This is a genomic window from Pseudomonas sp. CHM02 (assembly GCF_000612585.1).
In the GTDB taxonomy this organism is placed as follows: domain Bacteria; phylum Pseudomonadota; class Gammaproteobacteria; order Pseudomonadales; family Pseudomonadaceae; genus Aquipseudomonas.
In genome coordinates, this window is sequence record NZ_JFCA01000016.1 from 1 (window position 1) to 24,651 (window position 24,651).

Annotated in this window: 29 protein-coding genes; 17 read left to right on the top strand and 12 right to left on the bottom strand. The window is 59.7% G+C overall.

From position 1 onward, the window contains the following. Nucleotides 1-14: 14 nt before the first annotated feature. Nucleotides 15-1,091: a 4-hydroxyphenylpyruvate dioxygenase gene (gene hppD, locus BM70_RS0110670; RefSeq protein WP_025856002.1), complete on the bottom strand. Its 1,077-nt coding sequence runs from the start codon at nucleotides 1,089-1,091 to the stop codon at nucleotides 15-17. Between the two features lie 389 nt (nucleotides 1,092-1,480). On the opposite strand from hppD, the gene BM70_RS0110675 reads away from it, so the two are divergent. Together BM70_RS0110675 and BM70_RS0110680 are read left to right on the top strand one after the other, a co-directional pair. Then, nucleotides 1,481-3,022 (top strand): EAL domain-containing protein, encoded by a 1,542-nt coding sequence (locus tag BM70_RS0110675; protein ID WP_025856003.1) that lies wholly within the window; start codon nucleotides 1,481-1,483, stop codon nucleotides 3,020-3,022. Between the two features lie 198 nt (nucleotides 3,023-3,220). After that, the gene (locus BM70_RS0110680; RefSeq protein ID WP_025856004.1) at nucleotides 3,221-3,586 is read left to right on the top strand and encodes a histone-like nucleoid-structuring protein, MvaT/MvaU family; all 366 of its coding nucleotides are present in this window, start codon (nucleotides 3,221-3,223) and stop codon (nucleotides 3,584-3,586) included. 111 nt (nucleotides 3,587-3,697) lie between these two features. Here the strand turns inward: BM70_RS0110680 and BM70_RS0110685 are convergent, their stop codons facing one another. Then, nucleotides 3,698-4,234: a DUF4946 domain-containing protein gene (locus tag BM70_RS0110685; RefSeq protein WP_025856005.1), complete on the bottom strand. Its 537-nt coding sequence runs from the start codon at nucleotides 4,232-4,234 to the stop codon at nucleotides 3,698-3,700. Nucleotides 4,235-4,430: 196 nt separating this feature from the next. Between BM70_RS0110685 and gloA the strand changes: the two genes are divergently transcribed. Then, a complete protein-coding gene (gene gloA / locus BM70_RS0110690; RefSeq protein ID WP_025856006.1) occupies nucleotides 4,431-4,952 on the top strand; it encodes a lactoylglutathione lyase in 522 nt (173 codons plus the stop codon). 50 nt (nucleotides 4,953-5,002) lie between these two features. On the opposite strand, the gene ahpF is transcribed toward gloA, so the two are convergent. From ahpF to BM70_RS0110705, 3 genes are all read right to left on the bottom strand, one after another. Continuing rightward, nucleotides 5,003-6,568, bottom strand: coding sequence for an alkyl hydroperoxide reductase subunit F (gene ahpF, locus BM70_RS0110695; protein WP_025856007.1), 1,566 nt, complete (start codon nucleotides 6,566-6,568; stop codon nucleotides 5,003-5,005). A gap of 128 nt (nucleotides 6,569-6,696) precedes the next feature. Next, nucleotides 6,697-7,260, bottom strand: a complete 564-nt coding sequence (ahpC, locus tag BM70_RS0110700) for an alkyl hydroperoxide reductase subunit C (protein ID WP_010210361.1) — start codon at nucleotides 7,258-7,260, stop codon at nucleotides 6,697-6,699. A 145-nt stretch (nucleotides 7,261-7,405) separates the two neighbouring features. Further along, on the bottom strand, nucleotides 7,406-8,338 hold the full coding sequence (locus BM70_RS0110705; RefSeq protein WP_025856008.1) for a site-specific integrase: 933 nt from the start codon (nucleotides 8,336-8,338) through the stop codon (nucleotides 7,406-7,408). 170 nt (nucleotides 8,339-8,508) lie between these two features. Here BM70_RS0110705 and BM70_RS0110710 point away from each other — a divergent pair, with 170 nt between their 5' ends. Then, nucleotides 8,509-9,516 (top strand): DNA-binding protein, encoded by a 1,008-nt coding sequence (locus BM70_RS0110710; RefSeq protein WP_025856009.1) that lies wholly within the window; start codon nucleotides 8,509-8,511, stop codon nucleotides 9,514-9,516. Nucleotide 9,517: 1 nt separating this feature from the next. On the opposite strand, the gene gorA is transcribed toward BM70_RS0110710, so the two are convergent. Both gorA and galU read right to left on the bottom strand, forming a co-directional pair. Continuing rightward, entirely contained in the window at nucleotides 9,518-10,876 is a 1,359-nt protein-coding gene (gene gorA, locus BM70_RS0110715; protein WP_025856010.1) for a glutathione-disulfide reductase, read from the bottom strand. Between the two features lie 105 nt (nucleotides 10,877-10,981). Continuing rightward, nucleotides 10,982-11,821, bottom strand: coding sequence for a UTP--glucose-1-phosphate uridylyltransferase GalU (gene galU / locus BM70_RS0110720; protein ID WP_003173830.1), 840 nt, complete (start codon nucleotides 11,819-11,821; stop codon nucleotides 10,982-10,984). A 310-nt stretch (nucleotides 11,822-12,131) separates the two neighbouring features. Between galU and BM70_RS0110725 the strand changes: the two genes are divergently transcribed. Together BM70_RS0110725 and BM70_RS0110730 are read left to right on the top strand one after the other, a co-directional pair. Continuing rightward, the gene (locus tag BM70_RS0110725) at nucleotides 12,132-12,317 is read left to right on the top strand and encodes a hypothetical protein (RefSeq protein WP_025856011.1); all 186 of its coding nucleotides are present in this window, start codon (nucleotides 12,132-12,134) and stop codon (nucleotides 12,315-12,317) included. Nucleotides 12,318-12,459: 142 nt separating this feature from the next. Next, a complete protein-coding gene (locus BM70_RS0110730; RefSeq protein WP_025856012.1) occupies nucleotides 12,460-12,741 on the top strand; it encodes a hypothetical protein in 282 nt (93 codons plus the stop codon). A gap of 9 nt (nucleotides 12,742-12,750) precedes the next feature. On the opposite strand, the gene BM70_RS0110735 is transcribed toward BM70_RS0110730, so the two are convergent. Continuing rightward, complete coding sequence (locus BM70_RS0110735) at nucleotides 12,751-12,981, bottom strand: hypothetical protein (protein WP_025856013.1); 231 nt, start codon at nucleotides 12,979-12,981, stop codon at nucleotides 12,751-12,753. A 220-nt stretch (nucleotides 12,982-13,201) separates the two neighbouring features. Next, nucleotides 13,202-13,555 carry a hypothetical protein gene (locus BM70_RS0110740; protein ID WP_012724161.1) on the bottom strand — a complete coding sequence of 118 codons (354 nt, stop codon included), beginning with the start codon at nucleotides 13,553-13,555 and terminating at the stop codon, nucleotides 13,202-13,204. 212 nt (nucleotides 13,556-13,767) lie between these two features. Here BM70_RS0110740 and BM70_RS0110745 point away from each other — a divergent pair, with 212 nt between their 5' ends. The 4 genes from BM70_RS0110745 to ada all read left to right on the top strand — a co-directional run bounded on the left by BM70_RS0110745 (nucleotide 13,768) and on the right by ada (nucleotide 16,061). Then, entirely contained in the window at nucleotides 13,768-14,070 is a 303-nt protein-coding gene (locus tag BM70_RS0110745; protein ID WP_003191319.1) for a DUF1883 domain-containing protein, read from the top strand. Nucleotides 14,071-14,095: 25 nt separating this feature from the next. Continuing rightward, nucleotides 14,096-14,263 (top strand): hypothetical protein, encoded by a 168-nt coding sequence (locus tag BM70_RS33330; RefSeq protein WP_177326550.1) that lies wholly within the window; start codon nucleotides 14,096-14,098, stop codon nucleotides 14,261-14,263. Between the two features lie 4 nt (nucleotides 14,264-14,267). Beyond that, complete coding sequence (gene alkB, locus BM70_RS0110755) at nucleotides 14,268-14,933, top strand: DNA oxidative demethylase AlkB (protein WP_025856014.1); 666 nt, start codon at nucleotides 14,268-14,270, stop codon at nucleotides 14,931-14,933. A gap of 75 nt (nucleotides 14,934-15,008) precedes the next feature. Next, a complete protein-coding gene (ada, locus tag BM70_RS0110760) occupies nucleotides 15,009-16,061 on the top strand; it encodes a bifunctional DNA-binding transcriptional regulator/O6-methylguanine-DNA methyltransferase Ada (protein WP_025856015.1) in 1,053 nt (350 codons plus the stop codon). Here ada and BM70_RS0110765 read toward each other — a convergent pair. Next, nucleotides 16,058-16,540, bottom strand: a complete 483-nt coding sequence (locus tag BM70_RS0110765) for a GyrI-like domain-containing protein (RefSeq protein WP_256220889.1) — start codon at nucleotides 16,538-16,540, stop codon at nucleotides 16,058-16,060. The two genes, ada and BM70_RS0110765, sit on opposite strands and share 4 nt — an antisense overlap. Before the next feature lie 20 nt (nucleotides 16,541-16,560). Beyond that, nucleotides 16,561-17,154 (bottom strand): ABATE domain-containing protein, encoded by a 594-nt coding sequence (locus tag BM70_RS0110770; RefSeq protein ID WP_025856017.1) that lies wholly within the window; start codon nucleotides 17,152-17,154, stop codon nucleotides 16,561-16,563. Nucleotides 17,155-17,328: 174 nt separating this feature from the next. Here BM70_RS0110770 and BM70_RS0110775 point away from each other — a divergent pair, with 174 nt between their 5' ends. From BM70_RS0110775 to BM70_RS0110805, 7 genes are all read left to right on the top strand, one after another. After that, nucleotides 17,329-18,207 (top strand): alpha/beta fold hydrolase, encoded by an 879-nt coding sequence (locus BM70_RS0110775; protein WP_025856018.1) that lies wholly within the window; start codon nucleotides 17,329-17,331, stop codon nucleotides 18,205-18,207. Nucleotides 18,208-18,316: 109 nt separating this feature from the next. Further along, nucleotides 18,317-19,375: a nitronate monooxygenase family protein gene (locus tag BM70_RS0110780; protein ID WP_025856019.1), complete on the top strand. Its 1,059-nt coding sequence runs from the start codon at nucleotides 18,317-18,319 to the stop codon at nucleotides 19,373-19,375. 119 nt (nucleotides 19,376-19,494) lie between these two features. Beyond that, on the top strand, nucleotides 19,495-20,253 hold the full coding sequence (gene modA / locus BM70_RS0110785; RefSeq protein WP_025856020.1) for a molybdate ABC transporter substrate-binding protein: 759 nt from the start codon (nucleotides 19,495-19,497) through the stop codon (nucleotides 20,251-20,253). Next, a complete protein-coding gene (modB, locus tag BM70_RS0110790) occupies nucleotides 20,254-20,934 on the top strand; it encodes a molybdate ABC transporter permease subunit (RefSeq protein ID WP_017734225.1) in 681 nt (226 codons plus the stop codon). It abuts the gene before it with no gap. Nucleotides 20,935-20,939: 5 nt separating this feature from the next. Next, nucleotides 20,940-22,019: a molybdenum ABC transporter ATP-binding protein gene (gene modC, locus BM70_RS0110795; RefSeq protein WP_025856021.1), complete on the top strand. Its 1,080-nt coding sequence runs from the start codon at nucleotides 20,940-20,942 to the stop codon at nucleotides 22,017-22,019. 78 nt (nucleotides 22,020-22,097) lie between these two features. Continuing rightward, nucleotides 22,098-23,135, top strand: a complete 1,038-nt coding sequence (locus BM70_RS0110800; RefSeq protein WP_025856022.1) for a DNA topoisomerase IB — start codon at nucleotides 22,098-22,100, stop codon at nucleotides 23,133-23,135. Nucleotides 23,136-23,339: 204 nt separating this feature from the next. After that, complete coding sequence (locus BM70_RS0110805) at nucleotides 23,340-24,044, top strand: YoaK family protein (RefSeq protein WP_025856023.1); 705 nt, start codon at nucleotides 23,340-23,342, stop codon at nucleotides 24,042-24,044. Between the two features lie 144 nt (nucleotides 24,045-24,188). On the opposite strand, the gene BM70_RS0110810 is transcribed toward BM70_RS0110805, so the two are convergent. After that, nucleotides 24,189-24,542, bottom strand: coding sequence for a hypothetical protein (locus BM70_RS0110810; protein ID WP_025856024.1), 354 nt, complete (start codon nucleotides 24,540-24,542; stop codon nucleotides 24,189-24,191). Between the last annotated feature and the right edge of the window lie 109 nt (nucleotides 24,543-24,651).

The window sequence follows — 24,651 nt, forward strand, 5'->3', positions numbered from 1 at the left end:
GGGCTTTTTTACGCTTAGTCGGCGGTCAATACACCGCGACGCACCTGGTCACGCTCGATGGATTCGAACAGGGCCTTGAAGTTGCCCTCGCCAAACCCATCATCGCCCTTGCGCTGGATGAATTCGAAGAACACCGGGCCCATCAGGGTCTCGGAGAAGATCTGCAGCAGCAGGCGCTTGTCGCCTTCGACGGAAGAACCATCCAGCAGGATGCCGCGCGCTTGCAGTTGATCCACCGGCTCGCCGTGGTTCGGCAGGCGGCCTTCGAGCATTTCGTAGTAGGTGTCCGGCGGCGCGGTCATGAAGCGCATGCCGATCTTCTTCAGCGCGTCCCAGGTCTTGACCAGGTCGTCGGTGAGGAACGCCACGTGCTGGATGCCTTCACCGTTGAACTGCATCAGGAACTCTTCGATCTGCCCGGCGCCTTTGGACGACTCTTCGTTGAGCGGGATGCGAATCATGCCGTCCGGGGCGCTCATGGCCTTGGAGGTCAGCCCGGTGTACTCACCCTTGATGTCGAAGTAACGGGCTTCACGGAAGTTGAACAGCTTCTCGTAGAAGTTGGCCCAGTAGACCATGCGGCCGCGATAGACGTTGTGGGTCAGGTGGTCGATGACCTTCAGGCCTGCGCCTTGCGGATGGCGCTCCACGCCTTCGAGGTAGACGAAGTCGATATCGTAGATCGAGCTGCCTTCGCCGAAACGGTCGATCAGGTAGAGCGGCGCACCGCCGATACCCTTGATCGCCGGCAGGTTCAGCTCCATCGGGCCGGTTTCGATGTGGATCGGCTGCGCACCCAACTCCAGGGCACGGTGGTAGGCTTTTTGCGAATCCTTGACGCGAAACGCCATGCCACACACCGACGGGCCGTGTTCGGCCGCAAAGTAGGAGGCGATGCTGTTGGGTTCGTTGTTGAGGATCAGGTTGATCTCGCCCTGGCGGTACAGGTGCACGTTCTTGGAACGGTGGGTCGCGACCTTGGTGAAGCCCATGATCTCGAAGATCGGCTCCAGGGTGCCCGGCGTCGGCGACGCGAATTCGATAAATTCAAAGCCCATCAGGCCCATTGGGTTTTCGTATAGATCTGCCATGATTTGGCGCCTCATCATTCTTGTGTGTGAAGGTTTCAGTTGCCAGCAAGGATGAGGAGCACGGGCGGCGCACAGGAGAGGCCTCGCACGCTGCGGGCGAGGAAGTCACCAAAGATGAGGGGGGAGCCGAGTAGCTTCATGGTTACATCAGTCTCTGACGGCTTAGGCTTGCGTGAGCGCAAGTCCATATTCTTGTATGCGTAAATCGATTCTACACAGCGTAACCGTGTTTGTCCGTACTCTTATCAAATCCCCTTGCCTTGGCCCGCGCAAGGGGTTTATTGCGCGGGAAGATGCCCGGCATCGTTCAGTGTGTGGAGCGCGAGCTTATTTGCGCCGAGCCAACTATCATCGACGGAATCTGACCTCTGCAACAGGCCGTTTCCTTCATGCCCCTGACCGTCAACGGCCCGCGAAAACGCGCCACTCGCTACGTGATCACCGTTCTCAGTGGGTTGCTGCCGATTGCGCTCGGCGTCGTCATCCTGCATTGGCAGGCCGAACGCACCCTGCAACTGAGCACCGCCCAGACCGCGCAGGAAGCGGTGCGCCAGTTCGACCTGATGCTCGACAACACCGCCCTCGCCGCCCAGGCCTTGCTGCCGTTGGCGGGGCAGCCCTGTGATAACGGTGCACAACTGGCCTTGCGCGAACAAGTCACACGCCGGCCGTTCGTGCGTGCAACGACCTTGTCCTGGCAAAAAAACATCTATTGCAGCTCACTGTTTGGTGACAACTACGAATCGCCGGTCAACCCGGACGACTATGTCGACGGCAAGTTATGGTTGATGAATGGCAACCCGGTGACACCGGATACCGCGCTGTTGGTCTACCGACTGGTTGACGGCGACAAGGCTGCTTTTGCGTCGATTGATGGCTTCCACCTGACCAACGCCCTGCGCCTGATCAGCCGCTACGCACACTTGGTGCTGCAAGTCGGTCCAAATTGGCTGGGCGCTGATGGCAAGGTGCATGACACCGCCGTGCCGGTGTTTGCGGTGGCCCATCATCAGTTAGTGTCCGAGCGCTATCACTACAGCGTCGACGTCGGCATGCCGGCCGGCGAAGTGTGGCGCTACATGCAGGCCCGCTACCCGGCTTTGTTCAGCCTGGTGGTGTTCTTTGGGGTGCTCGCGGGCGTGTTGGCCCATTGGCTGCAGAAACGCTCTTCGGCCCCGACCCACGAGCTGCAGCGCGCATTGGGGGCCAATGAATTCATTCCGTATTTCCAGCCCGTTGTACGCGGCGATACCCGTGAGTGGGCAGGTTGTGAAGTACTGATGCGCTGGCGACACCCTAAAGAAGGCTTGGTGCGCCCGGATTTGTTTATCCCCCTGGCCGAGCATTCGGGCCTGATCGTGCCGATGACCCGCGCCCTGCTGCGCCAGACCGCTGCGCAATTGGCACCCCATGCAGCGCGCTTCAGCCCTGGGTTTCATATCGGCGTGAACATCACGGCGCGCCACTGCCAGGATTTGGCGCTGGTGGATGACTGCCGTGAGTTTCTCGCCGCCTTTTCCGTGGGCCAGGTGACCCTGGTGCTGGAGTTGACCGAACGTGAGTTGATCGAACCCACCGACATCACCCGCCAACTGTTCGACGCCTTGCACCAACTGGGGGTGATGATCGCCATTGATGACTTTGGCACCGGCCATTCCAGCCTGGGCTACTTGCGCAACTTCAACGTGGACTACTTGAAGATCGACCAGAGTTTTGTCGCCATGATTGGTGCCGATGCACTATCACGGCATATTCTGGACAGCATCATAGAACTGTCCGGCAAGCTCGACTTGGGCATCGTTGCAGAAGGTGTGGAAACCGCGGAACAGTGCGACTACCTGGCGGCTCAAGGCGTGGATTTCCTGCAGGGCTACCTGTTTGGAAAACCTTTACCCTGCGATGAATTTATTAAATCCCTGGGCAGCCATTGAATAGCCATGCACTACCTGGGCTGAAATAATGTTGTTCAAACAAAAGACATGATTTACTCGTGGCAAATTAACTACTACAATTTTTCCTGCCTGTGCAGAACTCGCGGGACGGCTTCTTTCTTGAGTCGCCTTAAAGCGCTTGGCTTATAGCTTTGTCTGCAGTTGATATCAGCCAAATACACTATTGGAGTACAGATTTTGTCCAGACTCGCCGAATTTCGCGCAGCAGAAAAAGCCCTTCAAGAGCAGCTTGCCCAGCTGGAATCCCTGAAGAACGACGCCGGCCTGAAGAAAGAAATCGAATTCGAAGAAAAGCTTCAAGCCCTGATGAAGACCTATGGCAAAGGCCTGCGCGACATTATTTCCATCCTTGATCCGAACCTGGGCAAGTCCAGCGCTACTGCCGCTACCGCACCAAAACAGCGCCGCGCTCGTGTGGTCAAGGTTTACCAGAACCCGCACACCGGTGAGTTGATTGAAACCAAAGGCGGCAACCACCGCGGCCTCAAGGCCTGGAAAGAACAGTACGGCGCCGCCACTGTAGATTCGTGGCTTCGCGGCTGATCGGCTGCACTAATAAAGAGCCCCGCTTATGCGGGGCTTTTTTTATTCAACTGTTCGAAACCGAACTTAAATAACGTTTCATAATGTTCAAAATCGACAGAAATTAAACACTTAAAGTTTCAGGCTATCGCGCACCGAACTGACTTCATCCTTGCTGGCGTCGTACGCATCCGCCTGCCCAGCGTATGAAAAAACATAGGCCTTATCGGTATCAACCGCCCCCACCAATGTTTGCGAAAGCACGTGACGCCCGTTTTCGGTAATCACACACGTAGTTTCCAGCGCATCAAGGCGGCTCAATGTTGTAGGGTGCATCTTGCTGCACACACTTTGATAACCTCCTTGGGCGAAGTCTTTCTGAATGGACTTGCGCATCTCCAGCAATACCCCCTGGAGATTAACCTTATGGCCCGCTTCAATGGGTGTTCCGGTCAACTCGATGACCATCAAGGTCGCACCATTTTCATCATTCTTGATGGCCCGTTGCCGAGACACCGGCTGTGGCGCGACTGGCGCCTCATCGTCGGGCACGACTTCTTCGACCTGCCAGCCGCTGGGCCAATGAATTTCAGGGTCGGCCGCCATCACCAGGGGGCTGGCCAACAGCAAGCACACAGCACTCAACAGCGGTTTACGAAGTTCGATCATTACGAAAAACACCCAAGGTCCAAGGAACAAAGTTTGAGCCCCGGCAGCTATGGGCCGCAAGGCCTGCGTGGGCTTTTTCATTTGGCGCACAGGGCGAGCCTTGCGTATCATGGTCCGGCTGCACGGATGCCAGCCGCAAGCCAAGGAACCGCTCACATTTTAGAGCTGCGTTTGCCCCATTTTTTCTGGAGGGCCCATGAGCCTGCACGAACTGAACACTTTCCCGGGCGTCACCGCCCAACCTGACACCGCCACCGCCAACTTCGTGTTCAACCACACCATGCTGCGGGTCAAGGACATCACCAAGTCGCTGGACTTCTACACCCGCGTCCTGGGCTTTTCCCTGGTTGAAAAACGTGACTTCCCGGAAGCCGAATTCAGCCTGTACTTCCTGGCCCTGGTGGACAAATCCCAGATCCCGGCTGACGCCGCCGAACGTACCCAGTGGATGAAGTCGATCCCAGGCATCCTGGAACTGACCCACAACCACGGCACCGAAAACGACGCCGACTTCGCCTACCACAATGGCAATACCGACCCGCGCGGCTTTGGCCATATCTGCATCTCGGTACCGGATATCGTCGCTGCATGTGAGCGTTTCGAGGCCCTGGGCTGCGACTTCCAAAAGCGCCTGACCGACGGCCGCATGAAGAGCCTGGCCTTCATCAAGGACCCGGATGCGTACTGGGTCGAGATTATCCAGCCAGCGCCGCTGTAAACAAAAAACCCCATGATCGCTCATGGGGTTTTTCATTTCCGGGCTCGGTATTACGCCGGGGCGGAGGTGCGGATCAGGTGATCGAAAGCGCTCAGGGAAGCCTTGGCGCCCTCGCCCACCGCAATCACGATCTGCTTGTACGGCACCGTCGTGACGTCACCGGCGGCGAACACACCCGGCAGTGAAGTCTCGCCACGCGCATCGACGATGATCTCGCCGCGCGGTGTCAGCTCTACGGTGCCTTTGAGCCAATCGGTGTTGGGCAGCAAACCGATCTGCACAAAGATGCCTTCCAGGTCGATGGTCTTGAACTCGCCGCTGTCGCGATCCTTGTATGCCAGGCCGGTGACTTTCTGGCCATCGCCTTTCACTTCACTGGTCAGCGCGCTGGTGATCACGTCAACGTTCGGCAGGCTGTAGAGCTTGCGCTGCAACACGGCATCGGCGCGCAGTTTGCTGTCGAACTCGAGCAAAGTGACATGGCTGACGATACCCGCCAGGTCGATGGCCGCTTCCACGCCGGAGTTACCGCCGCCGATCACCGCGACACGCTTGCCTTTGAACAACGGGCCATCGCAGTGTGGGCAGAAGCAGACGCCTTTGGCCTTGTATTCCTGCTCACCGGGCACACCCATTTCTCTCCAGCGTGCGCCGGTGGCCAGGATCACGGTCTTGGACTTGAGAGTCGCACCGCTTTCGAAGCGAATCTCGTGCAGGTCACCGGCATTTTTCGCCGGGATCAGGCTGCTGGCACGCTGCAGGTTCATGATGTCCACGTCGTACTGGCGTACGTGGGTTTCCAGGGCGCTGGCCAGTTTCGGGCCTTCGGTTTCCTGTACCGAGATGAAGTTCTCGATGGACATGGTGTCCAGCACCTGCCCACCAAAACGCTCGGCAGCGACGCCGGTACGGATGCCTTTACGTGCCGCGTAGATCGCCGCCGAAGAACCGGCGGGGCCACCACCGACGACGAGGACATCAAAAGCGTCTTTGGCGCTGATTTTCTCGGCGGCTTTTTCAATGCCGCTGGTGTCGAGCTTGGCGAGGATTTCTTCCAAACCCATACGGCCCTGGCCGAAGTTCACACCGTTCAAGTAAACGCTGGGCACCGCCATGATCTGGCGCTCATCGACTTCAGCCTGGAACAGCGCGCCATCGATGGCGACGTGGCGGATGTTCGGGTTGAGCACGGCCATCAGGTTCAATGCCTGGACCACGTCCGGGCAGTTCTGGCACGACAACGAGAAGTAGGTCTCGAAGCTGAACTCGCCTTTGAGGGCGCGGATCTGCTCGATCACTTCGACACTGGCCTTCGACGGGTGGCCACCGACTTGCAGCAGGGCCAGCACCAGCGAAGTGAATTCATGGCCCATGGGGATGCCGGCAAAACGCAGGCTGATATCGGCACCCGGGCGGTTGATGGAGAACGAAGGCTTGCGCGCATCATCGCCATCGGTTTTCAGGGTAATCAGCGTAGTGAGGCTGACAACGTCCTGCAAAAGAGCAAGCATTTCCTGGGATTTCGCACCGTCGTCGAGGGAGGCGACGATCTCGATCGGCTGGGTGACCCGTTCCAGGTATGACTTCAACTGAGCTTTAAGATTGGCGTCCAACATACGGGCGATTTCCTATTAATTCGGTTTATTGCAGACAAAAAAACGCCCGAGCGAATCTCGCCCGGGCGTTTTTGGGGGCGGATGCAGCTTACTTAAGTGCGGATTCCCGCCCTTGAGACTTCACAGACTTAGATCTTGCCGACCAGGTCCAGGGACGGAGCCAGGGTGGCTTCGCCTTCTTTCCACTTGGCTGGGCAGACTTCGCCTGGGTGGGCAGCGACGTATTGAGCGGCCTTGATTTTGCGCAGCAGCTCGGAAGCGTCACGGCCAACACCACCGTCATTCAGTTCAACGATCTTGATCTGACCTTCTGGGTTGATCACGAAAGTACCGCGGTCTGCCAGGCCAGCTTCTTCGATCAGTACGTCGAAGTTGCGGGAGATGGTCAGGGTTGGGTCGCCGATCATGGTGTACTGGATCTTGCCGATGGCTGGCGAAGTGTTGTGCCAGGCAGCGTGGGCAAAGTGAGTGTCGGTGGAAACGCTGTAGATTTCGACGCCCAGTTTCTGGAATTCGGCGTAGTTGTCAGCCAGGTCTTCCAGCTCGGTTGGGCAAACGAAGGTGAAGTCGGCTGGGTAGAAGAACACAACGGACCACTTGCCTTTCAGGTCAGCGTCGGACACATCTACGAAGTTGCCGTTTTTGTAGGCGGTAGCTTTGAACGGTTTTACTTGGCTGTTGATGATAGGCATCGTTGACTCTCCGTCAGGTTTTGTAGAAGGGGTGAAGAAGTTGATGAAGTGAATCCTACCCACTCTCTCGGCCGATGGCTCATTGGCAAACCTGATGCTGACGATTGGTTTTCCCTATCAGGTGACTGTATTAATAGAAGAAATCTCAAAGCAGCGGCTGGGTCGCCAAGGTCATGCCAAGAAAGGGCGTCGCTTCAACATAGCGCATGGCGGATTTCATGTCGCTCCAGCCGACGTAACTCATCAACGACTTGAGATCCCAGCCGCTGCGATGAGCCCAGGTGGCAAAACCGCGACGCAGTGAGTGGCTGGTGTATTGCTCGGCAGGGATGCCGGCGCGCTCCAGCGCCTGGCGCAGCAACGGGATCACGCTGTTGGGGTGCAAGCCCTCCTCCCCCAGGTTGCCCCAGCGATCGATGCCTCGGAACACCGGGCCCCGCACCAATGCCGAGGCGCTGAGCCACTCGCTGTAGGCCTGTACCGGGCACAGGCGTAACAGCGCCGGGGTGTGGTAGGTCTTGCCGAGGTTGTCGCGGTCGCTTTTGCTGCGCGGCAGGTACAGGCTGATGCCCGCACCGGGCGTAGCCTGCACATGCTCGATGTCGAGACGGCACAGCTCATCGCTACGGAAGCCACGCCAGAAGCCCAGCAGGATCAGTGCGGTGTCACGCTTGGCGCGCAGCAACCGCGGCGGGTCCTGTGCCTGCGCCGCCTCTTTCGCCTCAACGTCAAGAGACGCCACCACCTGCTCCAGATGCTTGAGCTGCAAGGGTTCGGCCTGTTTCTCCTGCGCCGGGTGCACGGCACGGATGCCCTTGAGCACCTTGCGCACCACCGGCGCCTTGGTCGGGTCGGGAAAACCCTGGCTCGTGTGCCACTGCGCCAACGCAGAGAGCCGCAGCTTCAAGGTGTTGACAGCCAGCACTCCGGCATGAGCGACCAGGTACCGCGCCACGCTGTCGCTGGTCGCCGGCAGGAAACCTCCCCAACTCACTTCGAAATGCTCGATGGCCGCGCGATAGCTACGCCGCGTGTTATCGCGGGTAGCGGCGTTGAGGTAACGATCCAGATCGCTCATGGGAGGCCTATTCGTACTGCTGGCGGGTACTTTCGCGGATTAAATGCGCATGACACGGGATAATACGCCAATATCCCATCTGTTAAACTATGAATTTAAACAGATTTTTATTCTTGTTACAGTACGTATATACATACCACGTACCACACTACGAAATCGACGGAGACCCCATGGCTCGCGGCGGCATCAATAAAGCAGTAGTTCAAACGGCACGCCTGGCGATCCTCGCCCGTGGCGAAAACCCCAGCATCGACGCTGTACGCATCGAAATGGGCAACACCGGTTCGAAAACCACGATTCATCGCTATTTGAAAGAGCTGGACGACAGCGAAACCCGCGTCACCATCACTGAGGCGCCGATCGACGACGAACTTGGCGAACTGGTCGCACGCCTGGCCCAGCGCCTGAAAGACAAGGCCCAGGAGCCAATCGACCTGGCCCTGGCACAGTTCGAACAGCAAAAAGCCGCCCTGCTCGCCCAGATAGAAGCGCTCGAAGACGCTCATGGGCAGCTCAAGCAACAGCTTGATATCCAGGCCGCAGCCCTGGCAGAAGAAAGCGCTGCCCTGCACACCGCCAGCACCAGCCTGCAGACCGAACAAACCCGTAACGCCGGGCTGAGCCAGGCGTGCAGCGATTACGAGTTACGGATCAACGACAAGGACGAACAGATTCGTTCGCTGGAAGAAAAGCACCTGCATGCCCGAGACGCCCTGGAGCATTACCGCAATGCAATCAAGGAGCAGCGCGAGCAGGAACAGCGCCGCCACGAAGGCCAGTTGCAGCAGGTCCAGGCCGAATTGCGCCAGGCACAGCAAAGCGCCATGGTGCGTCAGGATGAGATCACCCAACTGCATCGCGACAACGAGCGCCTGTTGATCGAACATCGGGTGACCGCGAAGGAGTTGGCCGCCTTGCAGGAACAGTCCCGCAAGGATCAAGCCCAGCAACTCAAGCTGAGCGAACAGGTCGGCCTGATAGACAGCGAGCGCACCTTGCTTCAGGAACGCCTACGGGTGGCCGTGCTGGAGAGCCAGTCACGCCAGGAAGCGCTGACCGAACACCAGCGCAACAACAAGAGCCTGGAACTGGAGTTGATCAAGGCCCAGGCCAGTATCGAGGCATTGCGCCTGGCGGCCGCCGTTGCAACGGCGCCAGAGGCAACCCCCAAAGCCTGATTCAGCCCGCTACGGGCGTGCGCATGGTGACGAACTCTTCCGCCGCCGTGGGATGCACGCCGATGGTTTCATCGAAATGCTGCTTGGTCGCGCCCGCCTTGAGCGCGATCGCCAGGCCCTGCACGATTTCACCCGCATCCGGACCGACCATGTGGCAACCCAACACTTTGTCGGTGTCGGCGTCGACCACCAGTTTCATCAGGGTCTTTTCCTGGCACTCGGTCAGGGTCAGTTTCATCGGCCGGAAGCGGCTTTCAAAAATCTGCACCTTGTGACCCTTCTCTTTTGCTTCCTCTTCGCTCAGGCCCACGGTGCCGATGTTCGGCAGGCTGAACACCGCCGTCGGGATCATCGCGTAATCCACCGGGCGATACTGTTCAGGCTTGAACAGGCGGCGCGCCACCGCCATGCCTTCGGCCAGGGCAACCGGCGTCAGTTGCACGCGGCCGATCACGTCGCCGATGGCCAGGATCGATGATTCAGCGGTCTGGTACAGGTCATCGACCTCAACGAAGCCACGCTTGTCGAGCTTGACGCCCGTGTTCTCCAACCCCAGGTTATCCAGCATCGGACGACGCCCGGTGGCGTAGAACACGCAGTCGGCTTCCAGCACGCGGCCGTCTTTCAGCGTCGCCTTGAGGCTGCCGTCGGCCTGCTTGTCGATGCGCTCGATGTCGGCATTGAATTGCAGGTCCAGGCCGCGCTTGGTCAGCTCTTCCTTCAGGTGCGTGCGCACCGAACCGTCGAAGCCGCGCAGGAACAAATCGCCGCGATACAGCAGGGTTGTCTGCGCACCCAGGCCGTGGAAGATCCCGGCGAACTCGACGGCAATATAACCACCCCCGACGACCAACACGCGCTTGGGCAGCTCCTTGAGGAAGAACGCTTCATTGGAGCCAATCGCGTGTTCACGCCCTGGAATCTCCGGAATCTGCGGCCAGCCACCGGTAGCAATCAGAATGTGCTTGGCGGTGAAGCGCTCGCCATTGATCTCGACCTGATGCGGATCAACCACGCGCGCATGCCCCTCATGCAGGGTCACGCCGCTGTTGACCAGCAGGTTGCGGTAGATGCCGTTGAGGCGATTGATCTCGCGGTCCTTGTTGGCGATCAAGGTCGCCCAGTCAAAATTCGCCTCGCCCAGCGACCAGCCAAAACCGCTGGCTTGCTCAAAGTCTTCGGCAAAATGTGCTCCGTACACCAGCAGCTTTTTCGGCACGCAGCCGACGTTGACGCAGGTGCCGCCCAGGTAGCGGCTTTCCGCCACGGCCACCTTGGCACCAAAGCCCGCCGCAAAGCGCGCCGCGCGAACACCGCCGGAACCGGCGCCAATTACATACAGGTCAAAATCGTAGGCCATTTCACTCTCCTCGGCAGGACATCAGCATACCGACTTACATGGGGCTGAAAAACGAAAAAGCCACCCGAAGGTGGCTTTTTTAGAGCGGACTGCTTACACCGTGAATCAGTAAGCCTTGCCAGTCTTGTAGAAGTGTTCGTAGCAGAAGTTGGTCGCTTCGATGTAGCCTTCGGCACCGCCGCAGTCGAAACGCTGGCCCTTGAACTTGTAGGCGATCACGCAACCGTCTTTGGCTTGCTTGAGCAGGGCGTCGGTGATCTGGATCTCGCCACCCTTGCCTGGCTCGGTTTCTTCGATCAACTTGAAGATATCCGGGGTCAGGATGTAGCGCCCGATGATCGCCAGGTTGGAAGGTGCGTCTTCCGGTGCCGGCTTTTCAACCATGTCACGTACGCGGATCAGGCCATCGCCAATGTCGTCGCCGGCGATAACGCCGTACTTGTTGGTTTCGGTCGGGTTCACTTCCATCACCGCAACGATGGTGCAGCGGTATTTCTGGTAGAGCTTGACCATCTGGGTCAGCACACCGTCGCCTTCCAGGTTCACGCACAAGTCATCCGCCAGGACCACGGCGAACGGTTCGTCACCGATCAGTGGGCGGCCGGTCAGGATCGCGTGGCCGAGGCCTTTCATCTGGGTCTGACGGGTGTAGGAGAACGAGCACTCGTCGAGCAGTTTGCGGATACCGACCAGGTATTTTTCCTTGTCGGTGCCCTTGATCTGGTTTTCCAGCTCGTAGCTGATATCGAAGTGGTCTTCCAGCGCGCGCTTACCGCGACCGGTGACGATGGAGATCTCGTTCAGACCGGCATCCAGTGCCTCTTCGACGCCGTACTGAATCAGTGGCTTGTTCACCACCGGCAGCATCTCTTTGGGCATGGCCTTGGTCGCTGGCAAGAAGCGAGTGCCGTAACCGGCTGCTGGGAACAAGCATTTCTTGATCATATGGGTCCTTACAAAGGGCTGTGCGTACGGAATTCGGCGCAGTCTAATCAGGCCGCAGTCACCTTACAATGGGTCCTGCTGGCGTTGCGATGTCATCATAGAGAAAAAATGTCGGCGTAAGTTCCGCTCAAATTGCACAGCGGGTTTTCACCGGCACGGCAAAAAATGCCCGCACCTCGGATTCTCAAAGGGCTGCAACCTTTTTAGCACGCTTTCGGACCCAGAACACTGACCTAGAATAACTTGCGCGGCCTCGCGACATTTGGCGCTATCATTAGGCCCTTGAACCAGACCACGAGATACTTGATAGATGTCAGAACCAAAAGGCGTGAACGGCTACCTGATCACCAAGCGAGCGGACGGTTGGCACTTGATCAACTTTCACGGCGACAGCGTTGCTGGCGCATTCGCGAGCGAAAGCCAGGCAATCGCCGTAGCAGAGGTGTTTGTGGATGAAGCGGGCCATGCCTCGAGCAAACGCCCCAAGACCAAGTAAGCATCAATGCCCTGCGCAAATAGCCCCGGTGACCGGGGCTTTTTTGTGTTTGCCTGTACGTAGATGGCAGTTCGCTATAATCTCGCCGAAACGCCCCACGACAGTGTCAGCGCCCCTCCAACACCCTCGATGATGAACACACATGAACAAGATTCTGGCACTGATTGCGGTACTGGCGCTCGCCGGGTGCACCACCACTTCTGACGTCTACCTGAAAAACGGCGAACAAGGCCTGACCATCGACTGCTCCGGCGAAGCCAATTCCTGGGCCAGTTGCTATGAAAAGGCCGACGCTTCTTGTGCGGGCACCGGCTACCGTATCGTCGGCACCGAAGGCACGCCTTCACTCAAGGAAAGTGAAAAGACACTGGGCCAGGACGTGGGCAACTACAAAAACCGCAGTGTGGTGGTGGTTTGTAAGTAGGCGTTACGTTTACAGCTGAATATCGGCGAACTTGATACCCAGGCCTCGAATGGTCTCCACCAGGTCGTCAAGACGCGGGAACGACTCGACTTCATCCTGATCGTCCACCAGGAAAAAACTGCGGCCGCCGCTTTTCTTGAAGAAGACGATCCACTCGCCCAGGTCGGCCGGGTTCTGGATGATGTGAGTGGCCGTTATCTGGCCTTCGGCCTGGCGGGCCCTGACGTGTTCACGCTTCATGAAATTTCCCGAAGAAGACAAATGCCGCACGAACAGAAGGTTTGCGCGGCATGTTTGCATTGATGGGGCGAGAGTTTAACGGATGCCCTGCCCCGTCGGCACGTCTTCTGCGGGTTGGATCGCACAGCCGCTGCCTGCTGGCCAACAAAAAAAGCCCGGCCCCACGTGGGTCGGGCCAGGCTTTTATCGGAATCGAAGTCGCTGGGTTGAACGGGCCTTATCAGCCGGAAATGCACTCTTCGCCTGCCTTCTTCACGTCACCCGGACGGATCGGCACATTTGACATGCTCTCGTAGAGCTTGATGCTGCTGCCACTGGAACGCTCATCAATTTCGAAAATCGCCGAAGGGTCGGCGGAAAATTTCTGCGGCACGATTACCTGCACACCACCGTCCTTATGTGGCTCGATCTGCGGCGGCCGGCGGGTCGCCGACAGTTTCTGCACCACACACGCGGCATATTCCTGTGGTTTCTTCCCGGAAATGACCGCCAAGGTCGGCGGGGTCTGCTTGATATCTGCAACCGAAGCACATCCACCAATCGCCAGGGCCAGAACCAACACACTCCACTTCATACAAAACCTCCGATAAAGACCCTACGACAGCGGGGATGGTATTTTTCTCCCGCCCACGTAGGATTTATCCCTGATAACTCGGTAAATAACTGTTTTAAATTGTCGACGTCGTTGAATACGGGCCGATAATAAACGCGCTGGGGCTGATAAACTCCATCTTAACCTACGTATCGTTCTGATTTTTCAGAAAAAGCCCTTCTGGAGACACCCTCATGAAATTCATCCACCAGCGCGAGCACCTCAACGAGGGAGACATTGTTGTCATCGAATGCTCGCAGACTTGTAATATTCGCCTGATGAGCGACGCGAATTTTCGTAGCTTCAAGAACGGCGGTCGCCACACCTACCACGGCGGCGCATTCGACAAGTTCCCTGCCAAAATCACCGCACCGAGCACCGGTTTCTGGAACATCACCTTGGACGTCGTCACGCGCCGTGCAATCAGCGTGACCCGCAAACCCGCGTTGTCCCACAAGATCCGCATTGTGCGGCGTACCAGCTCCAAATTGAGCTGAACCGAATACCCCACAGGAAATCACCGTGACCGCTACCACCAAATACGTGATCAAGTACAAGCTCAACGGCGAACGTCGCTTCGAGTTCGCTCAACTGCACACCAACAGCGCGGAAGAAGCCAAGCAAGCCCTGGCGAAGATTCACGATGCCAGTGACGAAATCACCGACATCAATGTGAGCAAGGCGCTGTAAGCCGATGCCTGGCCCCACCGCTGACCTGTTCGCCGATGACGCCTTGCAGCAACCTGCGGGGCGCGAGCAAATCGGCGAACAGTCCTACGTATTAAGGGGTTACGCCCTGCCCTGGATTGAGCGCCTTCTGCCGGAACTACGGCAGGTGCTGGCCCAATCACCGTTTCGGCAAATGGTCACGCCCGGCGGCTTTACCATGTCAGCCGCATTAAGCAGCTGCGGCGACCTGGGCTGGACCACCGACACCTCCGGCTACCGCTACGCGCCACTCGACCCACGCACCCAGCGGCCCTGGCCGCCGATGCCGGACGCCTTGCGGCAGTTGGCCGTCGTGGCGGCGGCAGAAGCCGGCTTTGTCGACTTTGCTCCTGACGCCTGCCTGATCAACCGTTATGTGCCAGGCGCCAAAATGTCGCTGCACCAGGACAAAAACGAGCGCCGCTACAGCGAACCGGTGGTCTCGGTGTCGCTCGGGTTGCCAGCGATTTTCCTGTTTGGCGGCCATGAGCGCAGTGACAAGCCCCAGAAAGTCTCACTGTTCCATGGTGACGTGCTGGTCTGGGGCGGCGTGGATCGCCTGCGCTTTCACGGCGTGATGCCGATCAAGGAAGGCGTGCACCCGGTCATGGGCCCGCAGCGCATCAACCTGACTTTTCGCACCGCCGGTTGATTTGACCGCAAGTTTCAGAGTGCCAGGCGCTCGCGGCACGACTAATCTGGCCAGGATCCGTCAAGAGTGCCGACCATGAGTACCGAACATGACCCCCGCTGGGCCGCCATTCTGGCCCGAGATCCCCAGGCTGATGCGCTGTTCGTCTACGGCGTGAAAACCACCGGGGTGTACTGCCGCCCCAGCAGCGCTTCGCGGCTGCCACGCCCGGAAAATATCGAATTCTTCGACACGCCGGCACAAGCCGAAGCCGCAGGTTATCGCGCCAGCCAGCGCGCAGCCGGGGATCAAACGCAGCTCGCGGCGCACCATGCACAATTGGTGGCCGACGCCTGTCGCCATATCGAACAGGCTGAAACCGCGCCCAGCCTGAACGCGCTGGCCCTGCAAGCCAACCTGAGTCCCTTCCACTTTCATCGTGTATTCAAGGCCGTCACCGGCCTGACCCCCAAGGGCTACGCCAGCGCCCACCGTTCGCGCAAGGTGCGCAATAGCCTCAAGGGTGCGCACTCGGTGACAGATGCGCTGTATGACGCCGGTTTCAATTCCAGCAGCCGCTTTTATGCGTCGGCCAATCAGTTGCTCGGCATGACGCCCAGTGACTACAAGGCCGGTGGCACCCACAACGCGATCCTGTTCGCCGTCGGGCAGTGCTCGCTGGGCGCGATTCTGGTGGCGCAAAGTGCCCGTGGCGTGTGCGCAATTCTGCTGGGGGATGACCCGGACCAATTGGTGCACGACCTGCAGGACCAATTTCCCAAGGCCGAGCTGGTGGGCGCCGATCCGCGCTTCGAACAGTTGGTCGCACAGGTCGTGGGGTTTATCGAAGCGCCGGCGCTGGGCCTGGACTTGCCGCTGGATCTGCGCGGTACGGCCTTTCAGGAACGGGTGTGGCAAGCCTTGCGCGATATCCCGCCGGGCAGCACGGCAAGTTACGCGCAGATCGCCGAGCGCATCGGCGCCCCGAAGTCCTTCCGGGCGGTGGCACAAGCGTGTGGCGCTAACAGCCTGGCGGTGGCAATCCCTTGCCACCGCGTGGTGCGCAGTAATGGCGACCTGTCCGGCTATCGCTGGGGCGTGGAGCGCAAACAGCAGTTGCTGGCGCGGGAGCAGGCGTTCAAGCCTTAGCGAACACCGATATAGATGAATGCCAGATCGCCGGCCTGATAAACCTCGAAGTCGGTGACGTAGGCACGGGCTGGGGCGCCAGGCTGCTGGAAACAAGTCCAGATCTGCTGCCAGGTCTTGATGATCGCGTCCGGCATCTGGCCACGGGCCTCAAATACCAGGTAGCGCCCGGCCTCTATCACCAAGCTCTCAAAACCGGCAGCCGGCTCAGCGGTTGCGACACCCGCCGTCACATCAAACGCGCCATTCGCATCCGACTCATAGCGGCTGTACACGCCATAGACGGGCGAGTTCGGTCGTTTCTCCGGAATCTTTTCGCACAGCCCCTCACTGAAAAAACGCTGCCACAACAGGCCGATCTTCGCACTGGACGGTGTCATCTCGTCCGCGTTGCGGGTGCGGATGCTTAAGCCCGAGACCCGGATTGCCTCAACGTATTGCTCCTGGATTTCCTGCAAAGCCATCTCCTTCAAAGCCATCTCCTTCAAAGCCATCTCCTTTAAAGCTTCAATTTGCGTTTACGAAATTCGGCGACCTTATGCCGATTGCCACACAGCGCCATGCTGCACCAGCGACGCTTGTGGGCCTTGGTGCGATCATAAAACCACAAGATGCATTCCGGATGTTCGCAGCGGCGGATCAGATTGAAATCCCCTTCCACCAACAATCTGGCTGCCGCCTCGGCAATTGGCGCCAGGAACTGCTCCGCCGTTTGTTGCTTGCGTTGGCGCTCGAGCCGTGGTGCCTCGCAGGCTGGCCAGACCAACTGCGCATGGCTCACCGCCTTGCGTAAAAAGGCGTTAAGCGCTGCTGGGTTGCCGGGCTGCTGGGCTTTGCGCACGGCCACCAGCTCACGAATCACTTCGCGCAGTTCTCGCGCAGCGCGGAGTAAAGCACCGGGTGCAAATTCAGGCAGGTTGTCCTGCTCAACCCACCGCAGTCGCACCAGCCAGGCGGCTACGTCGGCATCGCCCTGCCAGAAATCCCACGGCACACCGTCGATATTCGCCAGGGTATTGAGCATGTCCAGCACCGGATCGTCGGCCAGGACATAGGGTTCCGAGGGGGCGGCAGTCGGTGCGGAAAGGGTCATGGTCAATCCTCTTGAGAACGCTGGCATCGTAACCGCTATTTCATTTGATGGGTAGTTACACACGACAAAATACTAACCTGAATAATTCATTTGACAGGTTACTGTTTTACGCGCAGCTTTTGAAAACGGTAACCCTTAATTTAATCCAATCTAGTTACATGAGGTGCATTTTTCATGACCACTCCAGCCCCTGTCGTTCACTACCGTCACGTCGATGTCGATGGCGTTCGCCTGTTCTACCGCGAGGCTGGCGAGCCGTCCGCGCCAGTCATGTTGCTGCTGCACGGCTTCCCCAGTTCGTCGCACATGTATCGCGACTTGATCCCCCTGCTCGCCACGCGTTTCCGGGTGATTGCCCCGGATTTGCCCGGCTTCGGCTTTACCGAAGTGCCGGCCGAGCGCGATTACCACTACAGCTTCGATAACCTGGCGATCACGGTTGGACATTTTGTCGATGCGCTGGCGTTGAACCGCTACGCCTTGTACGTCTTCGATTACGGCGCGCCGGTCGGCCTGCGTCTGGCGGTAGCTCACCCGGAACGTGTGAGCGCCTTGGTGTCGCAAAACGGCAACGCGTACCTGGAAGGCCTGGGCGATGCGTGGGCGCCGATCCGTGCCTATTGGGCCGAGCCGAGCCAGGCCAATCGCGAGGTGATCCGCAACGCCGTGATCAGCCTGGAGGGCACGCGCTACCAGTACTTGCACGGGGTAAACCAGCCGGAACGGGTGGCGCCGGAATCCTACATGCTCGATGTCCTGCTGATGCAGCGCCCCGGCAATGACGAGATCCAGTTGGACCTGTTCCTCGACTACCGCAACAACCTGACGCTGTACCCGGCGTTCCAGGCGTTCTTCAAGGCCAGACAAGTGCCGACACTGGTGATCTGGGGCCAGAACGATCCGTTCTTTATTCCACTTGGGGCCCATGCCTATAAAACCGATAACCCCAACGCTGTGGTGGAACTGCTGGACACCGGCCACTTCGCCCTCGAAACCCACGCGACCCATATCGCCGAGCGGATTCACGCGGTACTGGGCAACGCCATCAACTGATGGCACACCACGAAACCGCGCGTTCGTCCAGTGAATAAAACAGACTGGCCGGGTGCCTGGGGCCCTGTTAAAACAGCGAAAAGCCTCATCAACGCTGGAGAAGCACCCCATGAGCACCTGGCCAGACACCCGCCTTATCGACCTGCTGGGCATTGATGTGCCGATCATCCAGGCCCCCATGGCCGTCGGCACCACCCCCGCCATGGTCATCGCCGCCAACCAGGCGGGCGCGCTGGGGTCATTGCCGGCTGCAGCGCTGAGCATCGAGCAACTGCGCGACGCGCTGACCACCATTCGCCAGGCCAGCCCACGCCCCATCAACGTGAATTTCTTCTGCCACCAACCGCCCGCACCGGATGCTGCGCGCGATCGACGCTGGAAGGCGTTGCTGCAACCCTACTACCGCGAATTGGGGGCCGACTATGACGCGCCAACCCCGGTGTCCAACCGTGAACCGTTCAACGAAGCGGCGTGCCAGGTGGTGGAAGAATTCCGCCCCGAAGTCGTCAGCTTTCACTTTGGCCTGCCGGAAAAAACCCTGCTGGACCGGGTAAAAGCCACGGGCGCGAAAGTGCTGTCTTCGGCCACCACCGTGGAAGAAGCCCTCTGGCTGGAACAGCACGGCTGCGACGCAATCATCGCGATGGGCAGTGAAGCGGGCGGGCATCGTGGGTTGTTTCTCAGCGATGACCTCAACACCCAGATCGGGTTGTTCGCCCTGTTGCCACAAGTCGTCGACGCCGTCAGCGTGCCGGTGATTGCCGCCGGTGGTATCGGCGATGCGCGCGGGATCGTTGCGGCATTCGCCCTCGGTGCATCGGCAGTGCAGATCGGTACGGCGTACCTGTTTACCCCCGAAGCCAACGTCAGTGCGTCCCATCATTATGCGTTGCGCCATGCCCAGGCCAGCGAGACCGCGCTGACCAACCTGTTCACCGGTCGCCCGGCGCGGGGCATCGTCAACCGAGTGATGCGTGAGTTGGGTGCGATCAACCTGGCTGCGCCCGCCTTCCCAACCGCCGGCGGCGCGCTGATCCCGCTCAAGGCCAAGGATGAAGCGGGCTTCAGCAACCTGTGGTCCGGCCAGGCACTGCGCCTGGGCAAAGACATCAGCACGTATGAGCTGACACGAGAGCTGGCGGAGCAGGCGCTGGCCAAGTTCAAATAGAACCCTCGCCCAAGGCAACTTTGCACTGTACCGGCAATGGCCAACCGCTATATATTCCCATACATAGCGGTTAAGCCTTCTACCTATAACAAGCCGTACACCCTCAAAGGAGCTGCTTCATGAAGATTCACGCCTCACGCCTGGCCGTCCTGGTCGCTGCCCTCGCCTTCGGTTCGGCCCATGCCGATGAAGTCCAGGTGGCCGTGGCTGCCAACTTCACCGCGCCGATCCAGGCAATTGCCGCCGACTTCGAAAAAGACACCGGCCATAAACTGGTCGCCGCCTATGGCGCCACCGGCCAGTTCTACACCCAGATCAAGAACGGCGCGCCGTTCGAAGTGTTCCTGAGCGCCGACGACACCACCCCGCAAAAGCTCGAAACCGAAGGCGACACCGTCAAGGGTTCGCGCTTCACCTACGCCGTCGGCACCCTGGCGCTGTGGTCTGCCAAAGAGGGTTACGTCGACGCCAAAGGCGACGTCCTGAAGAAAAACGCGTTCCAGCACCTGTCGATCGCCAACCCGAAAGCCGCACCTTACGGCCTTGCCGCCACCCAAGTGCTGGCCAAGGAAGGGCTGACCGAGAAGGTCAAGGACAAGATCGTCGAAGGCCAGAACATCACCCAGGCCTATCAGTTCGTGTCCACCGGCAACGCAGAGCTGGGTTTTGTAGCGCTGTCGCAGATCTACAAAGACGGCAAGGTCACCAGCGGTTCGGCTTGGATTGTTCCAGCCTCGCTGCACGACCCGATCAAACAGGACGCAGTAATCCTCAACAAGGGCAAGGACAGCGCCGCTGCCAAAGCCTTGGTCGAGTACCTTAAAGGTCCTAAAGCCGCTGCCGTGATCAAGTCCTACGGCTACGAGCTGGCCAAGTAAATGCCGTTATCGAGTGCCGATTTTTCCGCTATTTGGTTGACCATCAAACTGGCTTCACTGACCACCGTGATCCTGCTGGTCATCGGCACTCCGATTGCCCTGTGGCTGTCGCGCACCCGTTCCTGGTGGCGCGGCCCCATCGGTGCTGTCGTCGCCTTGCCGTTGGTGTTGCCACCGACGGTGATCGGCTTCTACCTGCTGTTGACCATGGGCCCCAATGGCTACTTCGGCCAGTTCACCCAGTGGCTGGGCTTGGGCACCCTCACCTTCAGCTTCGCCGGGCTGGTGATTGGCTCGGTGATCTATTCCATGCCGTTTGTGGTGCAGCCGTTGCAAAACGCCTTCTCCGCCATCGGCACACGCCCGCTGGAAGTGGCCGCGACCTTGCGCGCCAACCCGTGGGACACCTTTTTCACCGTGATCCTGCCCCTTGCGCGGCCAGGGTTCATCACGGCCTCCATCCTGGGGTTCGCGCACACCGTCGGTGAGTTCGGCGTGGTGCTGATGATCGGCGGCAATATCCCGGACAAGACCCGGGTGGTGTCCGTACAGATCTACGACCATGTGGAAGCCATGGAATATGCCCAGGCTCATTGGCTGGCCGGCTCCATGGTGGTGTTCGCGTTCCTGGTGTTGCTGGCGCTCTACTCCAGCCGTAAAACCAAGATGGGCTGGAGCTGATGTCGATGATTGATGTACGCCTGCACCTTACGTATTCGGGCTTTGCCCTCGACGTGGACCTGCACCTGCCTGGGCGCGGCGTGACCGCGTTGTATGGGCATTCCGGGTCCGGCAAGACCACCTGCCTGCGCTGTATCGCCGGGCTTGAGCGGGCCGAAGACGGTTTCATCCAGATCAACGATGAAGTCTGGCAAGACAGCCGCACTGGGTTGTTTGCGCCCCCGCATAAACGTGCGCTGGGGTATGTGTTTCAAGAGGCCAGCCTGTTCCCGCATCTGTCGGTGCGGGCCAACCTGGAGTTCGGCCTCAAGCGCATACCCCGCCAACAGCGGCGTGTGGACATGGCCCAGGCCACGCAGTTGCTGGGTATCGGTCACCTGCTCGACCGCAACCCCCAGCACCTCTCCGGCGGTGAGCGCCAGCGCATCGGCATCGCCCGCGCCTTGCTCACCAGCCCCAGCCTGCTGTTGATGGACGAGCCCCTGGCCGCTCTCGACAGCAAGCGCAAAAGCGAGATCCTGCCGTACCTCGAACGCCTGCACGATGAGCTGGATATCCCGGTGCTGTACGTCAGCCATGCCCAGGATGAAGTGGCACGCCTGGCCGATCACATCGTGTTGCTCAGCGACGGCAAGGCCCTGGCCAGCGGCCCCATCGGCGAAACCCTGGCGCGGCTTGACCTGCCCATGGCCCTGGGCGACGACGCGGGTGTGGTCATCAACGGCACGGTCGGCGCCTACGACGAACACTACCAGTTGCTCACTCTGCAATTGCCGGCCAGCAGCCTGAACATGCGCGTGGCCCATGCACCGCTGGCCGTCGGCAAAGCCCTGCGCATCAAGGTGCAGGCGCGTGATGTCAGCCTGAGCCTGCAGGCCGAGGAACACAGCAGCATCCTCAACCGCCTCCCAGTGACGGTCACCCAGGAGATCTCGGCGGACAACAGCGCGCATGTGCTGGTACGCCTGGACGCCGCAGGCACGCCGTTGCTCGCACGTATCACGCGCTTCTCCCGCGACCAACTGCACTTGCACCCCGGCCAGACGCTGTGGGCGCAGATCAAGGCGGTCGCCGTACTGGCGTGAACAACCTTTTGGCACGACCGCATACGGCTGCGGTCAATCAGACATACCGGCCTGATTTGTTGCCAAGGAACCCGCCCCATGTCCGACTCTGCGCTGCCCCGCGACCTGCATTACGTTGACGATACCCAGCCCGGCATCCGCCGCAAGACGGTGCGCGGCAAGTTCCAATACTTCGACCCCAAGGGCGTGCGCATCACCGACGCCGACGAGATCAAGCGCCTGAACGCCCTGGCGGTCCCGCCGGCCTACACCGACGTGTGGATCTGCGCCGACTCGCGCGGTCACCTGCAAGCCACCGGCCGCGACGCGCGTGGGCGCAAGCAGTACCGCTATCACCCGCGCTGGCGCGAGGTGCGTGACAGCGACAAGTACTCTCGGCTGCAGGCGTTCGGCAACGCCCTGCCGAAACTGCGCAGACAGCTGGAAGCGCAAATCGCCGAACCCGGCTTTACCCGCGAAAAAGTCTTGGCCACGGTGGTGATGCTGCTGGACGCAACGCTGATTCGTGTCGGCAATACCCAGTATGCGAGGGACAACAAATCCTACGGGCTGACCACCCTGCGCACCCGCCATGTGGATGTAAAAGGCAGCGAGATCCAGTTCCAGTTTCGCGGCAAGAGCGGCGTCGAGCATCAGGTCAGCGTCAAGGACCGGCGCCTGGCCACGGTGGTCAAACGCTGCCTGGAGTTGCCGGGGCAGAACCTGTTCCAGTACCTGGACGAAGACGGCGAGCGGCACACCGTCAGCTCGAACGATGTGAATGAGTACCTGCACAGCCTGACCGGTGCGGACTTCACCGCCAAGGACTACCGCACCTGGGCCGGCACCGCCATGGCGCTGGCGGTGTTGCGGGAATTGGAGTGGCAGCCGGAGTCCGATGCAAAAAGACACGTCGTGGCAATGGTCAAGGCCGTCGCCAAACAATTGGGCAACACCCCGGCGGTGTGCCGCAAGTGCTACATCCACCCCGCCGTGCTGGAGCATTTCAGCCTGGGTGAACTCTCCAGACTGCCCAAACCAAGGATACGCAAAGGGCTCAAGGCCGAAGAAGTGGCCTTGGCGATGTTCCTTGAACAACTGGCCGCGGACTTGCCGGAAAAAGCCAAGGCGGGTTAGGCGCTGCCTCCTTTCTGACTCGCAAGACGAACGCCACGCGAACAGCTAAGCCTTCCAAATGAATCTGCAACGAGCCGCCTCGCGCTTGTTGGCCTGGAAGGGTCTTGCCTGTCTTGCGGGTTGGAGCGTGCCTGAGGTCATTGCATGCGCGCTGAAAGCGTCCTACGGTAGTGGCCGGATAATCTCACCGAGGAACCCGGCCCTATGCTGCCTTCACCCCGCAAGCCTTACGTCAATGCTGCACTTGCCCATCAACAGCGCTGGCGTGGCCGAGTCGGGCTGATGCTGGTCGCCAGCCTGTCGGTACTGGCAGGCATGACAGATGCCATCGGCTTCATGGCAAGCGGCGACTTTGTTTCGTTCATGAGCGGCAACACCACACGCCTGGCAGTGGCAATCAGCGCGGGCGATCCTGGCCTGACCGGGCGCCTGCTGTTGTTGGTGGCGACATTTATCGTCGGCAACGCCGTGGGCGTGGTGATCAGCCGCATGAGCCGTCGCCATGCCTTGCCTTTGCTGTTGTGTATTGCTGCGCTGCTATGCGCGGCGGCGTTGCTGCCGTTCGCCGATACGTTGCCGGCGCTGCTGGCGGCGATCATCGCGATGGGCATGCTTAATGCGGCAGTGGAAGAGGTGAACGGACTGCCGGTGGGGCTGACGTATGTGACCGGGGCGCTTTCTCGGTTTGGCCGCGGGCTGGGTCGTTGGCTGCTCGGCGAGCGCCGCAGTGGCTGGCGCGTACAGTTGATCCCGTGGGCCGGGATGTTCGTGGGTGCCGTGATAGGGGCGCTGCTGGAGCAGCAGATGGGCTTGAAGGCGCTGCTGGTCAGCGGTGTGTTGGCGGGGTTGTTGGGGCTGCTCTCGTTGAAAATCCCCCGGCGCTGGCACCTGGGGTACATGCCGCGCTGAAGAATGGGGGATGCTCGCCCGACGTTTAGGCCTCGACGTCCGTGTGCTGGTAAAGAGCCATCATGTCGGGCGAGCGGGTGAATCATAAGCTAATGCCTCGCGGCTGTCGTGCCAGGCATTTCCTAAAACCACTAAGGCAAGGGATTACAGGCAGGTCGCGAGTGCGGCCAATCGCCGCTTGGCCGGCATATTGTCTTCTGCGGCGTAGTACTTGATGGTGGAACCGGTGCCCGCGCTCAGCACGTCGACAAAGTAATCTCCCGCAGTGGTGTAAACGGTAAAACCGCCCGCCCCGGTTGGCTCCTTGAAGCCGCCAGCGTCAACGCCGAACACACTTTCATCCTGCCAGCCGAACTGCACGCACTCGGCAACGACCAGGGTGGCCTTGTCCGAAGCCAGGGTTTTGTAAGGTGTGCCCGCACGCGCCTCTTTCATCTTCGAACCCGCGCAACCGGCCAGGGCCGCCAGTACCAGTGCGCCAATTACCACCTTGTGCATGCCATTGCTCCGTTGGAAAAAAACGCGACTGTACCACTGCCGCGCTGCCGACTGACGGCTGCATGAACTTTGTTTCACTGTGAAGGGCGCAGGTGCCACCTATAGTGGC

Excerpts from the sequence above, each read along its gene's own strand:
- hppD (WP_025856002.1), bottom strand. The coding sequence starts at position 1,091 with ATGGCAGATCTATACGAAAACCCAATGGGCCTGATGGGCTTTGAATTT.
- BM70_RS0110675 (WP_025856003.1), top strand. The coding sequence starts at position 1,481 with ATGCCCCTGACCGTCAACGGCCCGCGAAAACGCGCCACTCGCTACGTG.
- BM70_RS0110685 (WP_025856005.1), bottom strand. The coding sequence starts at position 4,234 with ATGATCGAACTTCGTAAACCGCTGTTGAGTGCTGTGTGCTTGCTGTTG.
- gloA (WP_025856006.1), top strand. The coding sequence starts at position 4,431 with ATGAGCCTGCACGAACTGAACACTTTCCCGGGCGTCACCGCCCAACCT.
- ahpF (WP_025856007.1), bottom strand. The coding sequence starts at position 6,568 with ATGTTGGACGCCAATCTTAAAGCTCAGTTGAAGTCATACCTGGAACGG.
- ahpC (WP_010210361.1), bottom strand. The coding sequence starts at position 7,260 with ATGCCTATCATCAACAGCCAAGTAAAACCGTTCAAAGCTACCGCCTAC.
- BM70_RS0110705 (WP_025856008.1), bottom strand. The coding sequence starts at position 8,338 with ATGAGCGATCTGGATCGTTACCTCAACGCCGCTACCCGCGATAACACG.
- BM70_RS0110710 (WP_025856009.1), top strand. The coding sequence starts at position 8,509 with ATGGCTCGCGGCGGCATCAATAAAGCAGTAGTTCAAACGGCACGCCTG.
- gorA (WP_025856010.1), bottom strand. The coding sequence starts at position 10,876 with ATGGCCTACGATTTTGACCTGTATGTAATTGGCGCCGGTTCCGGCGGT.
- galU (WP_003173830.1), bottom strand. The coding sequence starts at position 11,821 with ATGATCAAGAAATGCTTGTTCCCAGCAGCCGGTTACGGCACTCGCTTC.
- BM70_RS0110725 (WP_025856011.1), top strand. The coding sequence starts at position 12,132 with ATGTCAGAACCAAAAGGCGTGAACGGCTACCTGATCACCAAGCGAGCG.
- BM70_RS0110730 (WP_025856012.1), top strand. The coding sequence starts at position 12,460 with ATGAACAAGATTCTGGCACTGATTGCGGTACTGGCGCTCGCCGGGTGC.
- BM70_RS0110735 (WP_025856013.1), bottom strand. The coding sequence starts at position 12,981 with ATGAAGCGTGAACACGTCAGGGCCCGCCAGGCCGAAGGCCAGATAACG.
- BM70_RS0110740 (WP_012724161.1), bottom strand. The coding sequence starts at position 13,555 with ATGAAGTGGAGTGTGTTGGTTCTGGCCCTGGCGATTGGTGGATGTGCT.
- BM70_RS0110745 (WP_003191319.1), top strand. The coding sequence starts at position 13,768 with ATGAAATTCATCCACCAGCGCGAGCACCTCAACGAGGGAGACATTGTT.
- alkB (WP_025856014.1), top strand. The coding sequence starts at position 14,268 with ATGCCTGGCCCCACCGCTGACCTGTTCGCCGATGACGCCTTGCAGCAA.
- ada (WP_025856015.1), top strand. The coding sequence starts at position 15,009 with ATGAGTACCGAACATGACCCCCGCTGGGCCGCCATTCTGGCCCGAGAT.
- BM70_RS0110765 (WP_256220889.1), bottom strand. The coding sequence starts at position 16,540 with ATGGCTTTGAAGGAGATGGCTTTGCAGGAAATCCAGGAGCAATACGTT.
- BM70_RS0110770 (WP_025856017.1), bottom strand. The coding sequence starts at position 17,154 with ATGACCCTTTCCGCACCGACTGCCGCCCCCTCGGAACCCTATGTCCTG.
- BM70_RS0110775 (WP_025856018.1), top strand. The coding sequence starts at position 17,329 with ATGACCACTCCAGCCCCTGTCGTTCACTACCGTCACGTCGATGTCGAT.
- BM70_RS0110780 (WP_025856019.1), top strand. The coding sequence starts at position 18,317 with ATGAGCACCTGGCCAGACACCCGCCTTATCGACCTGCTGGGCATTGAT.
- modA (WP_025856020.1), top strand. The coding sequence starts at position 19,495 with ATGAAGATTCACGCCTCACGCCTGGCCGTCCTGGTCGCTGCCCTCGCC.
- modB (WP_017734225.1), top strand. The coding sequence starts at position 20,254 with ATGCCGTTATCGAGTGCCGATTTTTCCGCTATTTGGTTGACCATCAAA.
- modC (WP_025856021.1), top strand. The coding sequence starts at position 20,940 with ATGATTGATGTACGCCTGCACCTTACGTATTCGGGCTTTGCCCTCGAC.
- BM70_RS0110800 (WP_025856022.1), top strand. The coding sequence starts at position 22,098 with ATGTCCGACTCTGCGCTGCCCCGCGACCTGCATTACGTTGACGATACC.
- BM70_RS0110805 (WP_025856023.1), top strand. The coding sequence starts at position 23,340 with ATGCTGCCTTCACCCCGCAAGCCTTACGTCAATGCTGCACTTGCCCAT.
- BM70_RS0110810 (WP_025856024.1), bottom strand. The coding sequence starts at position 24,542 with ATGCACAAGGTGGTAATTGGCGCACTGGTACTGGCGGCCCTGGCCGGT.